Consider the following 20,806-nt stretch of genomic DNA (forward strand, 5'->3'; position numbering starts at 1 on the left):
GTCACGACGCTGGCAGGCGCACGATGAAGCGGGCGCCGGCGACCGTCGGCGCGCCATCGGCATCGGCAGGTCCTGGCCGGTTCTCGGCCCAGATACGCCCGCCATGGGCCTCGATGATCTGCTTGGAAATCGATAAGCCGAGTCCCGAATTCTGCCCGAAGCCCTGATGCGGACGATCAGTGTAAAAGCGCTCGAAGATCCGCTGCAAGGCATCCTCGCGGATGCCCGGGCCGTCGTCGTCCACCGTGATCTCGATCTCGGAGCGGATCCGGCGGCAGACGATGCGGACCTTGCCGCCCGCCGCAGAGAACGACTGCGCATTGGACAGCAGGTTGGAGACCACTTGTCCGAGTCGCGAATCATGGCCCGGCACCGAGAAGGTGTCGCCTGGGCCGCGCCCCTCGAACCGCGCTTCGACCGCGACGTCGTGCCCGAGCTTGGTTTCGTTGGCGACCGAGGTCAGGGTGGTCAGCAGCCGTCGCAGGTCGACCAGGGTCATGTCCTGGCGCTGCAGCTCGGCGTCGAGCCGGCTGGCATCGGAAATGTCGGAGATCAGCCGGTCCAGGCGCTTCACGTCGTGCTCGATCACCGCGAGCAGGCGGCCACGGCTCGAATCGGTGCGGGCCAGCGGCAGCGTCTCCACCGCCGAACGCAGCGAGGTCAGCGGGTTCTTTAGCTCATGCGACACGTCGGCGGCGAACATCTCGATCGCCTCGATTCGGTTGTAAAGCGCGTCGGTCATGTCGCGCAGCGCGCCGGAGAGATGCCCGATCTCGTCGCGGCGCCGGGTAAAGTCGGGAATTTCGACCCGGGTCTTGATGCGGCGGCGGACCCGCTCGGCGCTGTCGGCAAGCCGGCGCACCGGACCTGCGATCGTGCTGGCGAGCAGCAGCGATAGCACGATCATGACGGCGGAGGCGACGCCGCCGACCTTGAGGATCGCGAGGCGCTCGGCCGTCACCATCTGGTCGATGTCGTCGCCCTGGGTCGAAAGCATCAGTGCGCCGTGAATGGCGAGCGAGCGTTGCACCGGCACGGCGACCGAGACGATCACCTCGCCGCGCGAATTGACCCGCACCATGCTGCGCTTCTGGCCCTTGAGCGCGCCGGCGACCTCCTCATAAGCATTGCCGTTCTCCGGCCCCTGCTCACGATAGAGCGGCAGGTCGCCGCGATTGAGCCAGGTGCGCACCGCGATCAGCGCGCGCTCGACGATCCCGGGCCGCTCCGAAGAGGGCGGCGGCAGCTCGAAGCGCACCACATTCTCCAGGCTGCGGCTGTCGAGCAGCATGCCGCCGTTCGGATCGTAGATTCGCGCGCGGGTCTTGGTCGGCTGGATCAGCGTGCGCAGCACCGGCGCGACACGCTCCGGATTGATCGGGAAGTCGAGCGGCGAATATTCGTCCGGCGCGCCGTAGCTCTCGCCGGGCTTGAGATCGAGCAGGCGGTCGGGATCGATGGTGATGGTATTGGTCTGCACCGTCGCCGATGCCGCAATCGCACCGGCGATGATCTCGGCCTGCACCAGCAGGCTCTGCGCGCGCGCGTCGATCAGGCCGGCGCGGAACTGCGACAGATAGAGGATGCTCGCGACCAGCGCCAAGAGTCCCGCTATGTTCAGCGAGACGATGCGTCGGGTGAGGCTGGAGAAGGAGAGCGCGAACAGGAACTGCCCGGCACGCCGCAGCCAGCCAAGGGGCGTCTGCCACCCATGGACCGGCGACATGTCCTCGGTCGCGCCGTCCAGCATTGCCGGCGGCGCCATATCCTGCGCATTCACGCGTTGATCAGGATGCGTTCGATCGAGCAATGGCTGTGCCCCATTTCGGGCGTCCCGGCACGCCCAAGTCGTAATCCGCTGTTCCGATGTCGAAGGCGCATATGGGGCCACGACTTCATTGCAGCAGTCGAGGCCGACGGCGTCAGCGTTGATCGACGCCGCCTACGGCCTCAAGTTTCCTTGAAGCGATAACCGACCCCATAGAGGGTTTCGATCATCTCGAAATCCTCGTCGACCATTTTGAACTTCTTGCGCAGCCGCTTGATGTGGCTGTCGATGGTGCGGTCGTCGACATAGACCTGATCGTCATAGGCTGCATCCATCAGCGCATTGCGGCTCTTCACCACGCCCGGCCGCGTCGCCAGCGCCTGCAGAATCAGGAACTCGGTGACGGTGAGCGTCACCGGCTCGTTCTTCCAGGTGCAGGTGTGGCGCTCGGGATCCATCCGCAGCAGGCCGCGATCGAGCGCCTTGGCATCATTCTCCTTCGGCAGCGCCGTCGGATCTTTCGGCTGCGAGCGGCGCAACACGGCCTTGACGCGCTCGACCAGGAGCCGCTGCGAGAACGGTTTACGGATGAAATCGTCGGCGCCCATCTTGAGGCCGAACAACTCGTCGATTTCCTCGTCCTTGGAGGTCAGGAAGATCACCGGCAGATCGGACTTCTGCCGCAGCCGGCGCAGCGTCTCCATGCCGTCCATGCGCGGCATCTTGATGTCGAGGATGGCGAGGTCGGGCTGGCTGGTGCGGAAGCCGTCCAGGGCTGACGCTCCATCCGTATACGTCATGATGCGGTAGCCTTCGGCTTCGAGTGCGATCGAGACCGAGGTGAGGATGTTGCGGTCGTCGTCGACCAAGGCGATTGTGGGCATGAGCCTGCTTTCAGAGTCTGGTTAGCTGAAACGGCGAGCAATCCAGCTATACGCCGCATAAATGGGCTTCGAACGCGGTCAACGGAGCAATGCAAGCTGGGCTGAAGTGTGACCGAGTTCCGCAAAACGCATGGCGAAGTCGTGCGCCGCGTCCCATCAGGATGCCCGTTTAGCCGAAAAAAGGTCTTCATTGCAACAGGATGGGACGGGCCCGCCGACAATCGATAAAGTCGCGCAAAACGAGTACGAATATCAGCGCCGAACCGTCAGGTATTAACATGCAGCCAACCTCCGATTTCAACCCTTCCCGACTCGCGCGCTCATTGCTCCGGCGCAGTCGCCAGGGCGCACTGGCGACGTTGATGCCCAATTCGGGCGATCCTTATTGCTCGCTGGTGAATGTTGCGAATCATGCAGATGGTTCGCCGATCCTGCTTATTTCCAGGCTCGCAGTGCACACCAGGAACATCCTTGCTGATAGCAGGGTATCGCTGATGCTGGACGAACGCGCGCCGGGAGATCCGCTCGAGGGCGCGCGAATCATGCTGTCGGGCCGCGCCGAGCAAGCGAGCGCAGCTATTAGAAGCAACCTGAGGTCGCGCTACCTCAAGGTGCACCCCGCCGCCGCCGACTACGCCGATTTCGCGGATTTCTCGTTTTTCCTGATCCGCCCCTCCGGCACGCATTTGGTGGCCGGATTCGGGCGCATCGTCGATCTCACGCCGGCACAGATCCTGACTGATATCTCCGATGCGACGCCGCTGCTCGAAGGTGAGCAGGGCGCTCTCGACCACATGAATGAGGACCATCGCGACGCGCTCGGTCTCTACGCGACGAGGCTGCTCGGCGCCGGACGGGCCGACTGGCGCTGCACCGGCTGTGATCCCGACGGGCTCGACATGATGGCAGACGGCAAGACTTTGCGGCTCGATTTTCCCGAGCGGGTCACCTCGCCGGCGGCGCTGCGTAAGATGCTGGTGCGGCTCGCAGAGGAGGCGCGGGCGAAGGGTTAATCGCGGGCGAGCCATCGTGCTGCATCGCAGCAAGGCGGGTGATCGGAATCGCGGCGCTTTGCCGCCGCTGCGTGCAGCGCGGTAACGAATTGAGCTAAATCAAAGCAGCGATTTGCCAGTCAACCAATCCATGCGGATCGTCTTGGCAAGACGAACGTTGATCAGTATTAGGTCCAAGACCGGGCTTTTTACGGGCTAGCAGTGTTCGGTGTGACGGTCACCGCGAAACAGACGCCAAGCGGCTTCCTTCCGCTCGTCTCGCGCGGTCTCTCAGGAGGGCTTTTCGTGAAAGAGACGGGTCTGCGCAACGGCGCCTTCGGTGCCGACAAATTCGGCTTAAAAAATCTGAAGCAGGTGCACTGGAATCTCGGCGCGCCGCAACTCTATCAGTACTCGCTCGCCGCGGGTGAGGCCGTGCTGTCGGCGGATGGTGCCTTGTGCGCGGATACCGGAGAGTTCACCGGCCGCAGCCCCAAAGACAAGTTTACGGTGCGTGACGCCACCACGGACAAGAAGATGTGGTGGGCCGGCAATCAGTCGATCACATCAGAGCAGTTCGAGGCGCTGTATCAGGATTTCATCAAGCACGCCGAAGGCAAGACGCTGTTCGCGCAGGATCTCTACGGGGGCGCCGATCCGAGCTTCCGCATCAAGACCCGCGTCTTCACCGAGCTCGCTTGGCATTCCCTGTTCATCCGCACGCTCCTGATCCGTCCCGATCGCAACGAGCTCGACAGCTTCGTGCCGGAGCTCACCATCATCGACATGCCGAGCTTCCGCGCCGATCCCAAACGTCACGGGGTGCGTTCGGAAAACGTGGTGGCCATCGATTTCGCCCGCAAGATCGTCCTGATCGGCGGGTCTTATTATGCCGGCGAGATGAAGAAGAGCGTGTTCACCACGCTGAACTATTATCTGCCGGAGAAGGGCGTGATGCCGATGCATTGCTCCGCCAATGTGGGACCTGCCGGCGATACCGCGATCTTCTTCGGCCTGTCCGGCACCGGCAAGACGACGTTGTCGGCCGATCCGAAGCGCACGCTGATAGGTGACGACGAGCACGGCTGGGGCCGTGACGGCGTGTTCAACTTCGAAGGCGGCTGCTACGCCAAGTGCATCAAGCTGTCGCAGGAGGCCGAGCCTGAGATCTACGCAGCTTCGAAGCGCTTCGGCACGGTGCTGGAGAACGTGGTGCTCGACGAGGACACCCGCGTTCCTGATTTCAACGATGGCTCCAAGACCGAGAACACGCGTTCTGCCTATCCCTTGGACTTCATCCCGAACGCCTCGCGCACTGGCCGTGCGCCGCATCCGAAGAACGTGGTGATGCTGGCGGCCGACGCCTTCGGCGTGCTGCCGCCGATCGCCAAGCTGTCGCCGGCGCAGGCGATGTATCACTTCCTGTCCGGCTACACCGCCAAGGTCGCCGGCACCGAGCGTGGCTTGGGTTCCGAGCCGAAGCCGGAATTCTCCACCTGCTTCGGCTCGCCATTCCTGCCGCTCGACCCATCGGTGTACGGCAACATGCTGCGCGAACTGATCGCCGAGCACGGTGTCGACTGCTGGCTGGTCAACACCGGCTGGACCGGGGGCAAGTTCGGCGTCGGCAGCCGCATGCCGATCAAGGTGACGCGCGCGCTGCTGACCGCGGCGCTCGATGGAAGCCTGCGCAACGCCCAATTCCGTACCGACAAATATTTCGGGTTTGCGGTGCCGACAGCGCTGCCGGGCGTGCCGAGCGAGATCCTCGATCCGGTCAACACCTGGAAAGACAAGGCCGAGTTCGACAAGACCGCGCGGGCGCTGGTCGGCATGTTCCAGAAGAACTTTGCCAAGTTCGAAGCCCAGGTCGATGCCGAAGTCCGCGCCGCGGCGCCGGATCTGAAGCTGGCGGCGGAGTAGTTATCGGTCGTCGTCGCGGGCAGCTCGAACGCGGCGGGCGGCGTTATGCGTTGCCGCCACATCATCGGTGTCGTCCCGGCCTTGAGCCGGGAGCCATAGCCATCGGCGGCTATGTTGCGACGGCTGACAATTGACGACGTGCCACAAACGACTGCTGCGGTGTATGGGTCCCGGCGTGCGCCGGGACGACACCTGATACGTTGAAGCGCTCCAGCCTCACGTCTTGAATGAGGCGTTACGCCTTGAAATACGCAATCTGCGTCGTGGTCGCGAGTAGCCGTCCCGACGGCGACCAGAGTTCGCCGTGCTGGTCCTGATAGCTCCTGTTGAACACCTTGGCGTCGGCGACCGCGAGCACGCGGGTGATGTTCTCAGCTTCCAGCTCAGCGCGACTGATATGGAAGTATGTCGTCAGCGACACCGTGCCGAACGGCACCAGCTCGCCGCGCGCGTGAAAGACGCGTCCGAAGAAGGCATCGGACATGGATAGCAGCGACAGCATGTCGATGGTGCGCGGCTTGCGATCTGAGATCCACAGCTTCGAGAACGGGCTGTGCGGCGCGTCGGCAGGCCCCGCGCCGAGTTGCGGCCGGCCTTCGATGAAGCGGAAATCATATTGCTGCGGCCATGACATGCCGGAATCGGGATGACGGCGGACCTCCTCGAATGGCGGCGCCTCGGGTGGCTTTGCCGGCTGATGCGACCACGACGGCCTGCGTTCGGCGAAGACGGCCGTGGCCAGCGTTGCGGGATCGCCGCCGTCTTGCGTGAGCTCCACGAGCCAATGCTGCGAGGAGCGGTTGGCTTTTGCGAGCCGGACGTCGAGATCGAACACACCTTCCGCGATCGGCGCGCAGTAGTTCACGGTCACCGCCAGCGGATCGCCTGATGCTTGCGGATGCTCGATCAGCGCACGCAGTACGGTGGCCGCCGTGACACCGCCGAACGGGCCGACAAAGGCCCAGTAGTCCGGGCTGGTGCGGCCCTGCCAGCGGCTGTCGCCAGCGGTGACGCGGGTGGCTTGGTCGAACAGATGATCGCTTGGCATCAACTACTCATAGCGAGAGACCGTCACTGCGAGGAGCGAAGCGGACGAAGCAATCCAGTCTTTCTTGAGGCGCTGGATTGCTTCCGCCTTCGCCCGCTGGGCTTCGGCGGACACGTCGCTTCGCTCGCAATGACGTTGGATCTGGCTCAGCCCTTCACGCCGCGCTGGGCCTGGCCGACCGCCGCGGCGCTCGGCCCGACCGGCACGTTCCAAATGTCTTGGGCATATTCGCGGATGGTGCGGTCGGAGGAGAACCAGGCCATGCGCGCGACGTTCAGGATCGAGGCCCGTGTCCACGCCGGCATCACCTGCCAGCGTGCATCGATGCCGCGCTGCGCCTGGAAATAGGAATCGAAATCGGCGCTGACCATGTAGTGGTCGAGATAGCGCAGCGCATGCGCGATCGGCTCGAAGCGCCCCTTGTCGTCGGGCGAGAAATCGCCGGCGCCGATCGCATTGATGGCCCGCGCCAGCGCCGGTGATTTGCTGATCACGTCGCTCGCGTCGAGCCCCTGCTGGCGGCGCGCCACGACGTCCATCGCCTCCATGCCGAAGATCGCGATGTTCTCCGGCCCGACATTGTCGCGGATCTCGATATTGGCGCCGTCGAGCGTGCCGATGGTCAGCGCACCGTTCAGCGCCAGCTTCATGTTGCCGGTACCGGAGGCTTCCATGCCCGCGGTCGAGATCTGCTCGGAGAGGTCTGCTGCGGGAATGATCGTCTCTGCGAGGCTCACATTATAGTCGGCCAGGAACACGATCTTGAGCCGGCCGCCGATTGCTGCATCTTTATTGACGATCTCGGCGACGTCATTGATCAGCTTGATGATGAGCTTGGCGTAGCGATAGCTCGCCGCCGCCTTGCCGGCGAAGATCTTGACCCGCGGCACCCAATCGGCCTGCGGATTGTCCTTGATGGCCTGATAGAGCGCGATCGCTTCGAGGATGTTGAGGAGCTGGCGCTTGTATTCATGGATGCGCTTGATCTGCACGTCGAACAGTGCGGACGGATCAAGCCGAATATCCATGCGCTCGCCGACCAGGCGCGCGAGCTGGATCTTGTTGTGGTGCTTGACGGTGCGGAACTTCTGCTGAAACGCGCCATCGCTGACGTAGCTTTCCAGCGCCGCGAGCTGGGTCGGATCGTCGAGCACGGCCTCGCCGCAGGCCTCGCGCAACAGCTCGGTCAGCTTCGGGTTGGCCAGCATCAGCCAGCGGCGGAAGGTGATGCCGTTGGTCTTGTTGGTGATGCGGCCGGGATAGAGGTGATTGAGATCGTGAAACACCGTCTCCTTCATCAGGTCGGAATGCATCGCCGAGACGCCGTTGATGCGGTGCGAGCCGACAAAAGCGAGCTGCCCCATGCGCACGCGGCGGCCGCTTCGCTCGTCGATCAGCGACACCGAGGCGCGATAGTCGATGTCTCCCGGTGCGCGCTCCTCCGCCAGCGCAAGATGCTGGGCGTTGATGCGGTAGATGATGTCAAGGTGCCGCGGCAGCAGCCGCTCGAACAGCTCGACCGGCCAGGTCTCCAGCGCTTCCGGCAGCAGCGTGTGGTTGGTGTAGGAGAGGGTGGCGACCGTGATCTTCCAGGCCTCGTCCCAGCGGAAATTGTGCAGGTCGACCAGGATGCGCATCAGCTCGGCGACGGCGAGCGAGGGATGGGTGTCGTTAAGCTGCACAGCGGCCTTTTGCGCCAGGCTGCGGAGCTGGCCGTCCGAGCCGAGATGCCGCTTTACGAGATCCTGCAGCGAGGCCGAGACGAAGAAATATTCCTGCCGCAGCCGCAGCTCGCGCCCCGCAGGGCTTTCGTCGTTCGGATAAAGGAATTTGCAGATCGCCTCGGCCCGCGCCTCCTCGGCGGAGGCCCCGAGATAGTCGCCGGTGTTGAAGACGTCGAGCTTCAACGGGTCGGGCGAGCGCGCCGACCACAGCCGGAGCGCGTTGACGTGCTGGCCGCGCCAGCCGACGATCGGCGTGTCATAGGCGACCGCCTGTACCGTCTCGCCGGGAGTCCAGACCGCGCGGTCGCGGCCCTTGTCGTCGACATGGGCGACGCTACCGCCGAAATGGACGTGATAGACCACGTCGGGGCGCTGGAATTCCCAGGGATTGCCGAAGGAGAGCCAGACGTCCGGATATTCCTGCTGCCAGCCGTCCACGATCACCTGCCGGAACAGGCCGAAATCGTAGCGGATGCCGTAGCCGATCGCCGGGATCGCGAGCGTCGCCATGCTCTCCATGAAGCAGGCGGCGAGCCGGCCCAGTCCGCCATTGCCGAGCGCAGCATCCGGTTCGCTTTTGCGTAAGTCAGACAGACCGACGCCGAGATCGCCAAGCGCGGTCTCGAACACCTTCATCAGCCCCATATTGGTCAGCGCGTCGGTGAACAGGCGGCCGATCAAGAATTCCAGGCTGAGATAATAGACCCGCTTGCGGCCGGCATCGTAGCTCTCCTTGTCGGCGGTCAGCCAGCGATGGACGATGCGGTCGCGCAGCGTCAGGGCCGCAGCGGCGTACCAGTCGTGCGCCGTCGCCTGGCTCGCTTCCTTGCCGATGTCCAGGCGGAGCTTGGCTAGGATGTCGCTCTTGATTTCGGCCACCGCGAGTTCGTCGACGGGTTGGCCGGGAGCGGGAAAGCTGCGCTGGGACGGGTGATCTGCCACCTGGGGAACCTGTGATGCTGATGTCAGTTCGATCTAAAACCATACGACGGTTGAGTTGGAATCGAAACCCGGGAGGGTTTCGGGTCCGCCCGAAAGATGAGATCTTCCGCAAGAATCGGGCCAAGTTCCGAACGCAGGGAGGTGTTCCATGCTAGACTTGAAGGCCGGACTGCGTCGGCTCGAGGATTCCAGCGAGAGAGGTGCGTCATGAGGCTGATCATTGAGATCGTCGCCGCACTGCTGCTGGTCTGCCTGATCTCGGTCACGAGTGCGGCGGCCGGGAGCACCGGCCGAAGCGCGGATGGGCTGAGCTGCGCCTTCACCGTTCCCGCCAATGCCTCGCCGGCGCAGCGCTGCGCCGCCATCAAGCGGCAGTGTGGCGCGACATTCTGGGCCAGTGCCTGCAGCGGCCGACTGTTGGCGTCGGGGTAGGGGCGGAGTATTCGCCGAGACCCTCTCCGTCGTCCCGGCGAACGCCGGGACCCAGACTCACAGGCCGCAGATCAGGCCCGACAGATCGCTCCAATCCAGATTATCCCTCTCGATCAACTCGATCTTCCAGTCCCGGTGCCAGTTCTTCAACTGTTTTTCGCGTGCGATGGCTTCCATCGCCGTCGGATAGGTTTCGACGTAAACGAGCCGGTTGACCTTGTACTTGCTGACGAAACGCGAACCCCGGCCAGTTCGATGCTGCTCCAGACGCCGTCGCAGATCGTTGGTGACGCCGATGTAGAGCGTGCCGTGATGGCCGCTGGCCAAATGTACACGTAACATAAAGCCCCGGTGGTCATGGCCGACAATCGTGCAAGATCGAGGCTCTGCGGAGTCTGGGTCCCGGCGTTCGCCGGGACGACGATCTTTTCTCTCTTCTCTCTTCCCAAATTCGTTAGAACAAATTAAGAACAATTTGGCAAGCTGTCGTTATACCCTCGTGATTCGGAAGACCCTCTGGCTCCGCACCCCATGGCATCAGCGTTCAAAAGCGAGGACATCATGTCCAATATCGCCTTCGACCCCCTGGCTCTTACCCGAATCGCCGATTTCGCCCGCACGCTGTCGCGGCTGCATAAGGCCGCCCGCCGACGCGTCGTGGACGACGACCAGATCGATCGCGAATTCAACGCGGTCTGCATGTCGATCTGGGGTTACACCATCGACGACATCTCCGACGACCTGTTCTCGGCGACCGATCACACCTTCCTCGATGGATTGGACGAGGCGCGGGCCCGCATCTTCGCGGCGGAGGCGGGCTACGATCTCGCCGACGACGAGGGCATGCTGACCGATTGGTGGGGATTCTGCTGGATGATCCTGGCCGAGAAGCGCGGGCTGCTCACCGACGAAAATCGCACCGCGGCACGCACGGCGATCGAGGAGAAATATCTGGCGGTGCCGAATGTCATCGGCGTGATCGTGGGGCGGTGAAAAGATATTCGTCATTGCAAGCGCAAGCGACTTGTCCGCCATAGCCCGAAGGGGGACGGCGGAAGCAATCCAGAGCCAAGAAGGAAGTCTGGATTGCTTCGTCGCCTTCGGCTCTCGCAATGAATGCAACTACTGTCAGTACAGTGCCGCCCGCTTGTCACGGCCCTGGGCCGGTTTCGGCGCGCTGCTTGGGGGCGGTGCCAGGCTGATGCCCCCGTCGGTCGGCAGGGTCATGTCGGTTGCGACCGTCTCGGCGCGCACGGGCGCGACCTTCAGCTCGGTCAGGCGCGCGCGCACCTCGGCGGTCAGGCCGGGATAGGAGGCAACCGGTGTGAAGTCGCCGGTCTGGGCGGGCCCGCCGCGCGGACCGGAATAGGCGACCAGCCCGTCTGACGTTGCAACCACATCGCCTGCCCGCAGCGAATTGTCGAGCGCGAGGTCGACCGGGGCGAGGCCTGCGGGATCTCGGCCGTTGCAGGTGCAGTCCGCGCGCAGCGCCTTGCGATAAGCGTAGGCGTTCTCGCTGTCCGCATAGCTCTCGCCATTGGCGGCATAGGCGCTATCGATCGAGGCGCCGAAATAGACCTTGGTCGCGCTCGCCGGGCAGAACGCCTGGCACATTTGCGCCGGTGAGGTCGCGCCGCGCATCAGCGGAAAATAGCGGCCATCGCAGCTGCGCACGCAAAATGCTGGCCCGGAGCCGGCCGCGGCGGCGCGCGGCTGCGGCACCGGTTGCAGGCCAGCCGCTGCGGGATCGACGACATCGGCCTGTGCCGGTTGCTGCGGCCTGGTGAGCCCGCCGAACAGGAAATCGAACAGGCCCTCGGCCAATGCCATGCGCGGCATCAACGCGACCGAGCTGGCCAGGATCACTGCGCCGACGAGCAGAACGCCGCGCTGCTTATGCTGCAAGAACAATCCGCTACGCAACGCCCGCTCCGTTCCAGTCCCGCGCCGTTGGCGCGATCACGTTGGCATTGCGGTAACCTTAGTGAGGGATGGTAAATGAGCGGTGAGCGCGCAAGCGCGATCTCAGAGAAACTCGCCCGCCGTGTAGAGCGCGCGAAACGGCAGCTTGGCCGCCGCGAAGGTTTCCGCTGCGCCCTCCTGGCGGTCGACCATGGTGAAGACCAGCGCGACATCGGCGCCGGCCTCGCGCAGGGCTTCCACCGCCTTCATCGCCGAGCCGCCGGTCGTGGTGACATCCTCGACCACGACGATGCGTTTGCCGACCAGAGTCTCATCCTTGGCGAGCCCCTCGATCGCCAGCCGCGCCCCGTGCTCCTTCGGCTTCTTGCGGACGAAGAAGGCTGCGATCGGATGGCCCTTGATCCACGAAATCTGCGCGATTGCGCCCGCCAGCGGCACCGCGCCCATCTCGAGCCCGCCGATATAGTCGTAACTCTCGTCCTTCAGCGCCTCATAGGTCAACTCCGCGAGCAGCGTCGCGCCCTCGGGGTCCATCATGGTCGGCTTCAGGTTGAAATAGAAATCGCTCTTGCGGCCCGAGGCCAGCGTGATCTCGCCGCGGCCGAACGAGCGCCGGCGGATGATCTCGTGGAGACGGGCACGTGAGGCGGATTTGGACAAGATTTTGATCCCGATCGTCGAATTTAACGGTTCAACTGTTCGTAATCTTACCGGCGGCGCGACGCTCTTGCCAGCGCTTGGCCTGGCTCGTCAACAGCGGCGAGGCGGCCTGTGCACGCCTTCCTTAATAGGACGACCGCTACCCTTGGCCCTCTTGGCCGTTTTGCCGCCCAAACATCGGGATGGTAAACCCGCTTGTCTGAACGGCAGCTGAAAGGGACCGGATGACCATCGAGCTTCATACCTGGAACACGCCGAACGGCCGCAAGATCTCGGTGGCACTGGAGGAGATGGGCCTGCCCTACAAGGTGATCCCGGTGAACATCACCAAAGGCGAGCAGATGGCGCCGGCCTTCCTCAAGATCAGTCCCAACAACAAGATACCGGCGATCGTCGATCCCAGGGGACCGGAGGGCAAACCGGTCTCGATCTTCGAATCCGGCGCGATCCTGCTCTATCTGGGCGAGAAGACCGGCAAGTTCCTGCCGAAGCCGCTGGCCGAGCGAATTCCGGTCTACGAATGGCTGATGTGGCAGATGGGCGGCTTCGGCCCGATGCCAGGCCAGGTGCATCATTTCATCGCTCTGGATAACGAACAGGATCGCGCCTACGGGCTGCAGCGCTACATGGCGGAGACGCGCCGGCTCTACGGCGTGCTGGACCGACGGCTTGCGGACCATGAGTTCGTCGCGGGCACGCTGTCGGTGGCCGATTTCGCCATTCTCGGCTGGGCCTGGCGGCATCCGCGCCACAAGGTCGATCTTGCCGACTTCCCGCATGTCAAGCGCTGGTACGAGGCGCTGATGGCGCGCCCCGGCGTGGCGCGGGGGATGGAGGCAAAGCTGGATTGAGCCGTTATTTGCGACGCTCGTGAGGCCGCCGATTGCTCGGCAAGCACGCTGAAACCCTCTCCCACAAGGGGCGAGGGTGCACCGAGTACGCTGCGAGATGTGCGCGCGTCACTCACGCGCGGGAGACGAAGAGCAGCTACCCCCTTCGCGCCTCGACCGCCATCCTGACCGCAAGCCCAGCCAGCACCGTGCCCATCAGATAGCGCTGCACGAGCGCCCAGCTCGGCCGGCTCGCCAGGAACAGCGCGATGGTGCCGGCGGCCTTCGCGATCACGGCGTTGATGCTGACGCTGATCGCGATCTGGATGGCGCCGAGCACCAATGATTGCGTCAGCACGCTGCCCGCCGAGGGATCGATGAACTGCGGCAGCAGCGCCAGATACAGCATCGCGATCTTGGGGTTGAGCAGATTGGTGACGAAGCCCATCAGGAGCAGCTTTCGCGGGCTGTCGATCGCGAGCTTCTTCACCTGGAACGGCGGACGGCCGCCGGGCTTCATCGCCTGCCAGGCGAGATAGAGCAGGTAGGCGGCGCCGGCGAGACGCAGCGCGTCATAGGCAAACGGCACCGCGAGCAGCAGCGCGGTGATGCCGAAGGCCGCTGCCAGCATGTAGACCACGAAGCCGAGCGCCACGCCGCTGAGCGACACGATTCCGGCGGCATGCCCCTGCGTGATTGAGCGCGAGATCAGGTAGATCATGTTCGGCCCTGGCGTCAGCACCATGCCGAGGGAGACGAGCGCAAAAGCGAGCAGGGATGAGGCGTGGGGCATTGGCGGACGAGCTGTGATGACGGATGCTTTTGTCCTACCGCAGATCGCTGCACGGCGTCATCGCGCAAATTGTTCGGAGAGCAATTGAGTTGCGCAGTGGTACGTTGCGTATGAGCCGTAAGGAGGCCGTCATAAAGATCGTCGTCCCGGCGAACGCCGGGACCCATACTCCACGGTGGTCGTTTGGTGCGCTCAGCGCAGTCACGACCAATTCGCGCACAAACCTCCGCTTGTGGTTATGGGTCCCGGCGTTCGCCGGGACGACGGCAGTATAGTGGGCGGCACCTAACCCGACGGGCAATTTGCAAATGGAAGCCATGCTTGAATTGCCCGTCGGGCTACTTTGTCGCAGGCTGCCTCGCTTGCTTTGTCGGGCAAATCAGAACGATCTTTCCGCACGTTCCGCTTCCACATGAGGGGCGTATCGCGATCGTCACGGACGTTGGAAGCGGGATGCGATGGGCGCGGCGTGTCGCAATGTGTGCTTCACACATGGACGAACGGGCACGGCACGCACGTGAAGTCGTGTGGTCCTGACGCCCCGGTGCTGGCGTCAAGGCCGCGATGTTCATGACGAGCATTGCGGACGACGGGGACAATCAAGCCGGCCCCCGGGGAGATCACGTATAAGCGTTAAAACCAATCGCGCAGGGAAGGCCGGGTATCCTGGCTGAGCCTGTGGTTCTGCCGCGTGCTTTCTTGTTGCACGCGGACCATGGGCGCCGGCCGGTGCCCGGTCTTCCCCATAGGCGTTAAGATAATGCGGGCATCGATTGATATCGTCGTTTTCGAGGTGGCTCGTAGAGGTGCCGGTCCAGTACCCGTTTGCTGTGATGGAGGCGGCGGATGGTTGGTTGTGGAATGATTGCTTGTAGCAAGGACGCAATGAGTTGCTGCAAGACACGCCAAGCGCCAGGTGTCGTCAGGCGGCCTGCGTCCAGTGGGGAGAGTCCTCGAACTCGCGGACAAGCGGTTCGAGCAGCAAAATGATCAAGAGATGAGCCAGCAGGTAGGGCTTGGCGGAGCGCGGATCGGTTCCAGGCGGTGTCTTGAGGCCGATCAAACTCTTCAATCGCTTGAAGCCGAGTTCGATCCGCCATCGCAGTCTGTAAAGCGCAAGCACATCTTCGACGGTGAACTCGTCCGGCGCTAGCGAGGTGACCAGGATGACCCAATCCGCCGCTTCCAAAGTTTCTTTAGAGATGGTGCGGTTTTCGTCTTGGGCGTCTCGCCGGGCTTTACGACGCGACGCGGCAGCCGCATCGGCAGACTTCTTGACTGCGATCAGACGCATAGCCAGAGGCGCGCCGGCCTTGCGTTTGATCCAAATCGGCCGATCGATCAGTCCGCGGGCGTTCCCCGCCCGTAATTCGGCTATCAGATCGAGCGGATAGCCTTTGGCATCAAGCCAACGTGCGTTCTTCCAGCCCGCTCGGATCAAAACATCTGCACCAGCTTCGAGCACTGCCGAGATGCGATCAGGTTGTAGATAGGCGCGGTCAGCAATACGGATCTCACCCTTGACCACTGGTATGCGGTCAAACGTCTCGCCCTCTTGCTGATCTGTCAGTTCGAAATGGCCAAACCGCTCATATGGCAGATCAAATGCACTATGAATGCGCCAAAGCTCGCTGTTCTTGCGCGCAGCCGGCCCTGCCTGAGGCACTGTCGTGGCATCGATGATACGGATCAGACGGCCTCGGCTCGCCTTTGGCGCCGCCGCCGCGAGCAAGCGCTCCACAAGCACGGTAAACCAATCGCCACATTGACGCAGGCGGTAGAACAGCGCCACGCTACTCAGATTGGCAAGGCCAACAGAAGCAGCCCACGCGGCCGTCGATCTTAACCCTCTTTCACCCAGACAATAAGCCAGCATCAGCCGAAGCAACGCCACCGCATCAGGGATCCGCCGTTGCCGCACGAAAGCTTTCGTCTGGCGCGCGCTGCTCTCGAGCTGCGCAGCCCCACCTAGCTGCGTAACGACGCTCGCCCAGTCTTCGTTCAAAAGCGAATCTCGTGTCATCCCATGTTCGAATCACGAACGATTCCAACACGCAAGACTAAACTTAACGCCTATGCGGTCTTCCCTGCGCCCTCGTCGAATTTCAGGGGGCGATGCCTTGCATAGCTCGGGCAGATCATGCCGCGACAATGCGAGCGCACGCCTTCAGCTGTTTGACACGTGAAGCGTAATGGTCGTGACTGATGACGCGCCCTCTGGCATCGCTGTCACCCTCATATGAGCGTGGCGGTGCGTTGGGTGGTCGTGTGAGCGATCATGCACTCCGTGTCATCGCCCGCGAAGGCGGGCGATCCAGTATCCAGAGACCGAAGTGAGGCGCGCGGTCGGCAATATGCTTCCAACAATGTCGGCCGGTGATCACTCTATCGCCCGGTTAAGCCGGGCGATGACCAGCGGAACATCCATGCGCCTCATCCCACTTCATGCGCGCTGCTCGCTGACACAAGCATCGCGCGTGACAGCTTCCTCGGCCAGCGATCGAGTGCGCCTCAGCCCTTGACCGCGGTGATGACGATCTCGATCAGCGCGCCGCCGCCGAGATCGGCGACACCGACGGTGGCGCGGACCGGCAGATCGTCGCCAAAGAACTCGGTCCAGGCTGCATCCATCTCCTTCTTCTTCGCCAGATCCGTGACGAAGATCTGGCCGCTGACCACGCGCGATCTGTCGGTCCCTGCTTCCTTCAGAAATCCGTCGATCTTGCCGAGAATGTTGCGGGTCTGCTCGCCCATCGAGACAGAGGTGTCGTCGGCGACGGTGCCGCCGATGAAGACGAAGCCGCCTGCCTCGACGATGCGGTGATGGATCGCCGAGCGGATTTTTCTGGTGATGGTCATGATGTCCTCATGCTGTTGAAAGGTTGGGATTGCGGAACCGTGTGATGCTCAGCCCGCCGATCTGGGTCTGGCTGCCACCATGGACGATCAGCTCGGCCATGACAGCGCCAGCGCCGGGGCCTAGCTGAAAGCCGTGCGCCGAGAAGCCGAACTGATGATAGAGCCCTTCGTGCCGCGCGCTGGGACCGAACACCGGAATGTCGTCGCGCATCCGCGCCTCGATGCCAGCCCAGGCGCGCACGATGGTGGCATTGCGCATCACCGCGAACAGCTCGGAGACGGTGCGCGCGCTCTCCGAAAGCTTGCGCCAATCGAGCACGGTCTCGTTGCGCTCCTGGTGGGGCACCGCGAGATGGCCGCCGCCGATCAGCACCGTGCCGTTCTTGAACTGCTTGAACGACAGCTTGCGGCCGCGCAGGATCACCACGGGATCGATGAAGTGCGGCACGGGCGAGCTGATCATCAGCATCGGCGCGATGGTCTCCGATGGCACCGGCTCGCCGAGATCGGCGGCGATGCGGCCGGCCCAGGCACCGGCGGCATTGACCAGCACCGGGGCGGCGAAGCTTTCGTCTCCGACATCGACACGCCACAGCTCACCGTCCTTCCGGATGTTCGTCGCTGCCATTCCTTCGCGAATGACCGCGCCCAACTGCTCCGCCTTGCGACGAAATGCCGTGGTGGTGCGCGCGGGCTGCGCCGCGCCATCGCGCCGTGACACCACGCCACCGGGACAGCTCTCCGCCACCGCCGGCACCAGCCGGCGCAGCTCTGCGCCGTCGATCAGCTCCTCATGGGTGAAGCCGCGCCCGTTCAGATCAGCGACACGGGCTCTGAACGCCGCAAGCTCGGCCTCGTTCTCGGCGACCAGCACCTGGCCGTGACTCTCGAAGCCGCAATCGTCATCGACGAGCTCGGTGATGCTTTCCCAGATACCCATCGAGCGAATGGAAAGGGGTATCTCGGCAACGTCACGCGCCAGCTGGCGGACGCCGCCGGCATTGACGCCGGAGGCATGGCGGCCGGCATAGTCCTTCTCGATCAGCACCGGCTTGCGTCCGGCGAGACACAGATGCAGCGCGGTCGAGCAGCCGTGGATGCCGCCACCCACGATGATGGCATCCGTTTGGATCGTCATCCGCGCACCACGGCTTTGACCGCATCGTCGTTCTTCGGAAGGGCCGCCAGCTCCGACAGCATGATCGGCTTCACCGGCGCGCGCAGGCGATAGTAGCCGATCTCCTGCGGCGTCTTGCCGCGCGCCTCCGCCATCAGCTCGGTGACCGTGAGACCGCACAGCCGGCCCTGACACGGGCCCATGCCGGTGCGGCGATAGGCCTTGAGCTGGTTCGGCCCGGTGGCGCCGATCGCAACGGAATCGCGCACGTCCTGCGCGGTGATCTCCTCGCAGCGGCAGACGATGGTGTCCCCAGAGGGAATGCGAAACGGCTTGGCCGGTTGGAACAGCGTATCGAGAAACAGCCGGCCGCGCTCGGCCCGCTTGAGCTCGCCATGCAAGCTCGCAAGCGAAGGAAGCTTCGCCACTGCATCAGGCGCAAGCGCTGCGACTGCCGCGCGGGCCGCAATCCGGCCGCGCCAGACAGCCGCCTGCGCTCCGCCAATGCCGGCGCCGTCACCGGCGATCGCAATGCCTTCGACCGAGCTCGCGCCGTTTGCATCGAGCACCGGCGACCAACACAGCTGCAACTCGTCCCAGCGATGCTCGACACCGGCGGCCATCGCCAGATTGACATTGGGCACCACGCCCTGATGCAGCAGCAGCAGATCAGTCGCCAGCGTTTCGCGCTTGCCGCCGGCCACATAGCTGACGGAGGCGAGCTGGCCATCGCCGCTTGCTGACAGCTCGATGACGCCCTTGACCACCGGCACCCGCGCCTTGACCTCGCGCATCATCGACAGGCCCTTCGCGAAATAGGGCGACGTCATGAACGCGAAGGCATGGGGCAGGGCGGCGAAATAGTTTCCGCGCGGCGTGGTGTCGAGCACCCGGTCGATACGGCCGCCGAGCCGCAGGATCTGCGCGGCCAAGAGCCACAGCAGCGGGCCTTGGCCCGCTATGACGGTGCGTCCGTCAGGCACCAATCCCGACGATTTCAACATGGTCTGCGCGGCGCCCGCCGTCATCACGCCCGGCAGGGTCCAGCCGGGAATAGGAAAGGGACGCTCGAGCGCGCCGGTCGCAATGATGACGCGCCTTGCCTTGATGAATGCAGAGCCGCCGCCAATGGAGACACCGAGCTCGAGATTGCGATCCAGACTCCAGACAGTGGCGCGATGAATGATTTCCGCGCCGCTGCCCTGCGCCGCCTTCGCGATCTCCGCGCCCGACCAGTAGTCGGCGCCGAGCACGGCCTCATTCTTGATCGGCGTCGAAGCGATCCCGCGCCAGACCTGGCCGCCGGGACCGGCGTTCTCGTCGAGCATCAGCGTCGACAGGCCCGCGCCGGCTGCAGTTGCGGCGGCGGCGAGCCCGGCCGGACCGGCGCCGATCACGATGACGTCGTATGTGTCACGCTTCGGGACGGTGCTCATCGGCCGATCTCCCGCTTGCCCTTCTGGATCTCGATCTGCATGCCGTCCGCAACCGGGACGAGGCAGCCCTGGCGATTGCCGACGCCGTCGATGGTGACGAGGCAGTCGAAGCACACGCCCATCATGCAATAAGGCAGCCGCTTGGCGCCGCTGACGGCGGTCGTGCGGCGCGCATCGAGGCCGGAGGCCAGCAGCGCCGCAGACACGCTGTCGCCTTCGCGTGCGGTCACCGCTTTCTCCTCGACATGGATCGTCACCGATCGCCTCGCATCACCGTCAGCTCGCTTGAACATTGTCGTCTCCGTGGGCGGCATGCGCCGGCCCGTATCAGTAATAGCCACTGCCGCTCGCTCCGGACTCGCTGTTGAAGCGGCGCGCCGAGAAGGCATCGACCAGCTCAGCCTCCAGCGCGCCCTGCTTGACCATGCGGGCGATGTCGAAGGCGTGGTTGGCGGCAAGCGTCACGCCGGAATGGCAGCAGGCGACGAAAGCCCCTCGATGCGTCTCCGACTGGTCGTAGATCGGAAAGCCGTCCGTTGGCATCACGCGGATGCCGCTCCAGCTCCTGATCACGTTGAGCCGGGAAAGATGCGGGAACATGCGCTGCGCGCGATCGGCCATCACGGCATTGATCGGGTGGTTCTGCACACGATCGTCGAGCTCGTCCTCCTTGCTGTCGCCGATCATCACCGTGCCTTCGTCGGTCTGGCGGATGGTGGTGAGAGGATGGGGCAGGAACGGCATGGTGCGCTCGGTGACGACGATCTGGCCACGGGTCGGTCCCATCGGCGCTGAGAGACCGACCATCGGCGCCAGCGTCTGGTTGGCGTTGCCGGCGGCGAGCACGACCTTGGCGGCGCGCAGCTCGCCTTGTGGCGTCGCGAGCTTGAACTCATCGCCTTCGCGCGCGATCGCGGTGACCGGCCGTTCGGGGAGATAATCGACACCAAGCTGCTTCATGCCAGTGTGGAAGGCGCGGAAGGTGCGCAGCGAGTTCACATGTCCGTCGAACGGACAGAAGCTGCCACCCGACACCTCAGGCCCGATCAGCGGCAGCATCTTCTTCACCTCCGCCGCCGGCAGCATCTCCATCTTGTAGTCGGTCGCGCCGGTCTGGTTGTGCATGCGAGCGACGAGATTGGTGCGCGCCTCATATTCGGCGTCGCCGAGCGTGAGGTGAAAGCCGCCATTCTGCTGCAGCGCGAGGTCGAGGCCGGTCTGCTCCCTCAGCTCGGCCGCAAGCTTTGGCCAGGCCTTGGAGCCGCGCACGGTCCAGCCGGTATAGGCCGGCATGCCCAGCCCCTTGCTCTGCACCCAGACCAGCGCGAAGTTCGCACGCGAGGCGCGCTTGGTGATATCGCCTTCGTCGAGCACCGCGACGCGCTGGCCGAGCCGGCCAAGTCCCCAGGCAATGGCAGAGCCGAGCAGGCCGCCGCCGATGACGGCGACCTCGTAGTCTTTGGTCATCATATCTC

At 64.0% G+C, this 20,806-nt stretch carries 19 protein-coding genes; 5 read left to right on the forward strand and 14 right to left on the reverse strand.

Features of this window, described 5'->3' with window-relative positions:
- Position 1 precedes the first annotated feature (1 nt).
- Positions 2–1,810, reverse strand: coding sequence for a stimulus-sensing domain-containing protein (locus P6U24_RS03000; protein ID WP_407157718.1), 1,809 nt, complete (start codon positions 1,808–1,810; stop codon positions 2–4).
- A gap of 140 nt (positions 1,811–1,950) precedes the next feature.
- Positions 1,951–2,652: a response regulator transcription factor gene (locus tag P6U24_RS03005; RefSeq protein WP_407157719.1), complete on the reverse strand. Its 702-nt coding sequence runs from the start codon at positions 2,650–2,652 to the stop codon at positions 1,951–1,953.
- Between the two features lie 278 nt (positions 2,653–2,930).
- On the opposite strand from P6U24_RS03005, the gene P6U24_RS03010 reads away from it, so the two are divergent.
- Together P6U24_RS03010 and P6U24_RS03015 are read left to right on the forward strand one after the other, a co-directional pair.
- Complete coding sequence (locus tag P6U24_RS03010; protein WP_407157720.1) at positions 2,931–3,665, forward strand: HugZ family protein; 735 nt, start codon at positions 2,931–2,933, stop codon at positions 3,663–3,665.
- Positions 3,666–3,950: 285 nt separating this feature from the next.
- Entirely contained in the window at positions 3,951–5,567 is a 1,617-nt protein-coding gene (locus P6U24_RS03015; protein ID WP_407157721.1) for a phosphoenolpyruvate carboxykinase, read from the forward strand.
- Positions 5,568–5,802: 235 nt separating this feature from the next.
- Here P6U24_RS03015 and P6U24_RS03020 read toward each other — a convergent pair whose 3' ends face one another.
- Both P6U24_RS03020 and P6U24_RS03025 read right to left on the reverse strand, forming a co-directional pair.
- Entirely contained in the window at positions 5,803–6,615 is an 813-nt protein-coding gene (locus P6U24_RS03020) for an acyl-CoA thioesterase (RefSeq protein ID WP_407157722.1), read from the reverse strand.
- Positions 6,616–6,761: 146 nt separating this feature from the next.
- Entirely contained in the window at positions 6,762–9,281 is a 2,520-nt protein-coding gene (locus P6U24_RS03025; RefSeq protein ID WP_407157723.1) for a glycogen/starch/alpha-glucan phosphorylase, read from the reverse strand.
- Positions 9,282–9,488: 207 nt separating this feature from the next.
- Between P6U24_RS03025 and P6U24_RS03030 the strand changes: the two genes are divergently transcribed.
- Positions 9,489–9,713, forward strand: coding sequence for a hypothetical protein (locus P6U24_RS03030; RefSeq protein ID WP_407157724.1), 225 nt, complete (start codon positions 9,489–9,491; stop codon positions 9,711–9,713).
- A 57-nt stretch (positions 9,714–9,770) separates the two neighbouring features.
- Here the strand turns inward: P6U24_RS03030 and P6U24_RS03035 are convergent, their stop codons facing one another.
- Positions 9,771–10,055: a GIY-YIG nuclease family protein gene (locus P6U24_RS03035; RefSeq protein WP_407157725.1), complete on the reverse strand. Its 285-nt coding sequence runs from the start codon at positions 10,053–10,055 to the stop codon at positions 9,771–9,773.
- A 219-nt stretch (positions 10,056–10,274) separates the two neighbouring features.
- Between P6U24_RS03035 and P6U24_RS03040 the strand changes: the two genes are divergently transcribed.
- Positions 10,275–10,706 carry a hypothetical protein gene (locus P6U24_RS03040; RefSeq protein WP_407157726.1) on the forward strand — a complete coding sequence of 144 codons (432 nt, stop codon included), beginning with the start codon at positions 10,275–10,277 and terminating at the stop codon, positions 10,704–10,706.
- A 135-nt stretch (positions 10,707–10,841) separates the two neighbouring features.
- Here P6U24_RS03040 and P6U24_RS03045 read toward each other — a convergent pair whose 3' ends face one another.
- Positions 10,842–11,636, reverse strand: a complete 795-nt coding sequence (locus P6U24_RS03045) for a DUF2865 domain-containing protein (RefSeq protein WP_407157727.1) — start codon at positions 11,634–11,636, stop codon at positions 10,842–10,844.
- Positions 11,637–11,738: 102 nt separating this feature from the next.
- Positions 11,739–12,296: an orotate phosphoribosyltransferase gene (pyrE, locus tag P6U24_RS03050; RefSeq protein WP_407157728.1), complete on the reverse strand. Its 558-nt coding sequence runs from the start codon at positions 12,294–12,296 to the stop codon at positions 11,739–11,741.
- Between the two features lie 224 nt (positions 12,297–12,520).
- Here pyrE and P6U24_RS03055 point away from each other — a divergent pair, with 224 nt between their 5' ends.
- Positions 12,521–13,147, forward strand: a complete 627-nt coding sequence (locus tag P6U24_RS03055) for a glutathione S-transferase family protein (RefSeq protein WP_407157729.1) — start codon at positions 12,521–12,523, stop codon at positions 13,145–13,147.
- A gap of 136 nt (positions 13,148–13,283) precedes the next feature.
- Here the strand turns inward: P6U24_RS03055 and P6U24_RS03060 are convergent, their stop codons facing one another.
- The 7 genes from P6U24_RS03060 to P6U24_RS03090 all read right to left on the reverse strand — a co-directional run bounded on the left by P6U24_RS03060 (position 13,284) and on the right by P6U24_RS03090 (position 20,798).
- The gene (locus P6U24_RS03060; RefSeq protein WP_407157730.1) at positions 13,284–13,919 is read right to left on the reverse strand and encodes a LysE family translocator; all 636 of its coding nucleotides are present in this window, start codon (positions 13,917–13,919) and stop codon (positions 13,284–13,286) included.
- Between the two features lie 922 nt (positions 13,920–14,841).
- Positions 14,842–15,942, reverse strand: coding sequence for an IS4 family transposase (locus P6U24_RS03065; protein ID WP_407157030.1), 1,101 nt, complete (start codon positions 15,940–15,942; stop codon positions 14,842–14,844).
- Positions 15,943–16,430: 488 nt separating this feature from the next.
- The gene (locus P6U24_RS03070; RefSeq protein WP_407157731.1) at positions 16,431–16,778 is read right to left on the reverse strand and encodes a RidA family protein; all 348 of its coding nucleotides are present in this window, start codon (positions 16,776–16,778) and stop codon (positions 16,431–16,433) included.
- 7 nt (positions 16,779–16,785) lie between these two features.
- Positions 16,786–17,916, reverse strand: a complete 1,131-nt coding sequence (locus P6U24_RS03075; RefSeq protein ID WP_407157732.1) for an NAD(P)/FAD-dependent oxidoreductase — start codon at positions 17,914–17,916, stop codon at positions 16,786–16,788.
- Positions 17,913–19,331, reverse strand: a complete 1,419-nt coding sequence (locus P6U24_RS03080; RefSeq protein ID WP_407157733.1) for an NAD(P)/FAD-dependent oxidoreductase — start codon at positions 19,329–19,331, stop codon at positions 17,913–17,915. The genes P6U24_RS03075 and P6U24_RS03080 overlap by 4 nt, the downstream gene beginning before the upstream one ends.
- Positions 19,328–19,624, reverse strand: coding sequence for a (2Fe-2S)-binding protein (locus P6U24_RS03085; RefSeq protein WP_407157734.1), 297 nt, complete (start codon positions 19,622–19,624; stop codon positions 19,328–19,330). The genes P6U24_RS03080 and P6U24_RS03085 overlap by 4 nt, the downstream gene beginning before the upstream one ends.
- A gap of 34 nt (positions 19,625–19,658) precedes the next feature.
- A complete protein-coding gene (locus P6U24_RS03090) occupies positions 19,659–20,798 on the reverse strand; it encodes an NAD(P)/FAD-dependent oxidoreductase (RefSeq protein WP_407157735.1) in 1,140 nt (379 codons plus the stop codon).
- Between the last annotated feature and the right edge of the window lie 8 nt (positions 20,799–20,806).

Origin of the sequence: Bradyrhizobium sp. STM 3557 (assembly GCF_045571465.1) — a bacterium.
Classification (GTDB): Bacteria; Pseudomonadota; Alphaproteobacteria; order Rhizobiales; family Xanthobacteraceae; genus Bradyrhizobium.

Coding starts and splice junctions, on each gene's coding strand:
- P6U24_RS03005 (WP_407157719.1), bottom strand. CDS start 2,652: ATGCCCACAATCGCCTTGGTCGACGACGACCGCAACATCCTCACCTCG.
- P6U24_RS03010 (WP_407157720.1), top strand. CDS start 2,931: ATGCAGCCAACCTCCGATTTCAACCCTTCCCGACTCGCGCGCTCATTG.
- P6U24_RS03020 (WP_407157722.1), bottom strand. CDS start 6,615: ATGCCAAGCGATCATCTGTTCGACCAAGCCACCCGCGTCACCGCTGGC.
- P6U24_RS03030 (WP_407157724.1), top strand. CDS start 9,489: ATGAGGCTGATCATTGAGATCGTCGCCGCACTGCTGCTGGTCTGCCTG.
- P6U24_RS03035 (WP_407157725.1), bottom strand. CDS start 10,055: ATGTTACGTGTACATTTGGCCAGCGGCCATCACGGCACGCTCTACATC.
- P6U24_RS03040 (WP_407157726.1), top strand. CDS start 10,275: ATGTCCAATATCGCCTTCGACCCCCTGGCTCTTACCCGAATCGCCGAT.
- P6U24_RS03055 (WP_407157729.1), top strand. CDS start 12,521: ATGACCATCGAGCTTCATACCTGGAACACGCCGAACGGCCGCAAGATC.
- P6U24_RS03060 (WP_407157730.1), bottom strand. CDS start 13,919: ATGCCCCACGCCTCATCCCTGCTCGCTTTTGCGCTCGTCTCCCTCGGC.
- P6U24_RS03065 (WP_407157030.1), bottom strand. CDS start 15,942: ATGACACGAGATTCGCTTTTGAACGAAGACTGGGCGAGCGTCGTTACG.
- P6U24_RS03070 (WP_407157731.1), bottom strand. CDS start 16,778: ATGACCATCACCAGAAAAATCCGCTCGGCGATCCATCACCGCATCGTC.
- P6U24_RS03075 (WP_407157732.1), bottom strand. CDS start 17,916: ATGACGATCCAAACGGATGCCATCATCGTGGGTGGCGGCATCCACGGC.
- P6U24_RS03080 (WP_407157733.1), bottom strand. CDS start 19,331: ATGAGCACCGTCCCGAAGCGTGACACATACGACGTCATCGTGATCGGC.
- P6U24_RS03085 (WP_407157734.1), bottom strand. CDS start 19,624: ATGTTCAAGCGAGCTGACGGTGATGCGAGGCGATCGGTGACGATCCAT.
- P6U24_RS03090 (WP_407157735.1), bottom strand. CDS start 20,798: ATGACCAAAGACTACGAGGTCGCCGTCATCGGCGGCGGCCTGCTCGGC.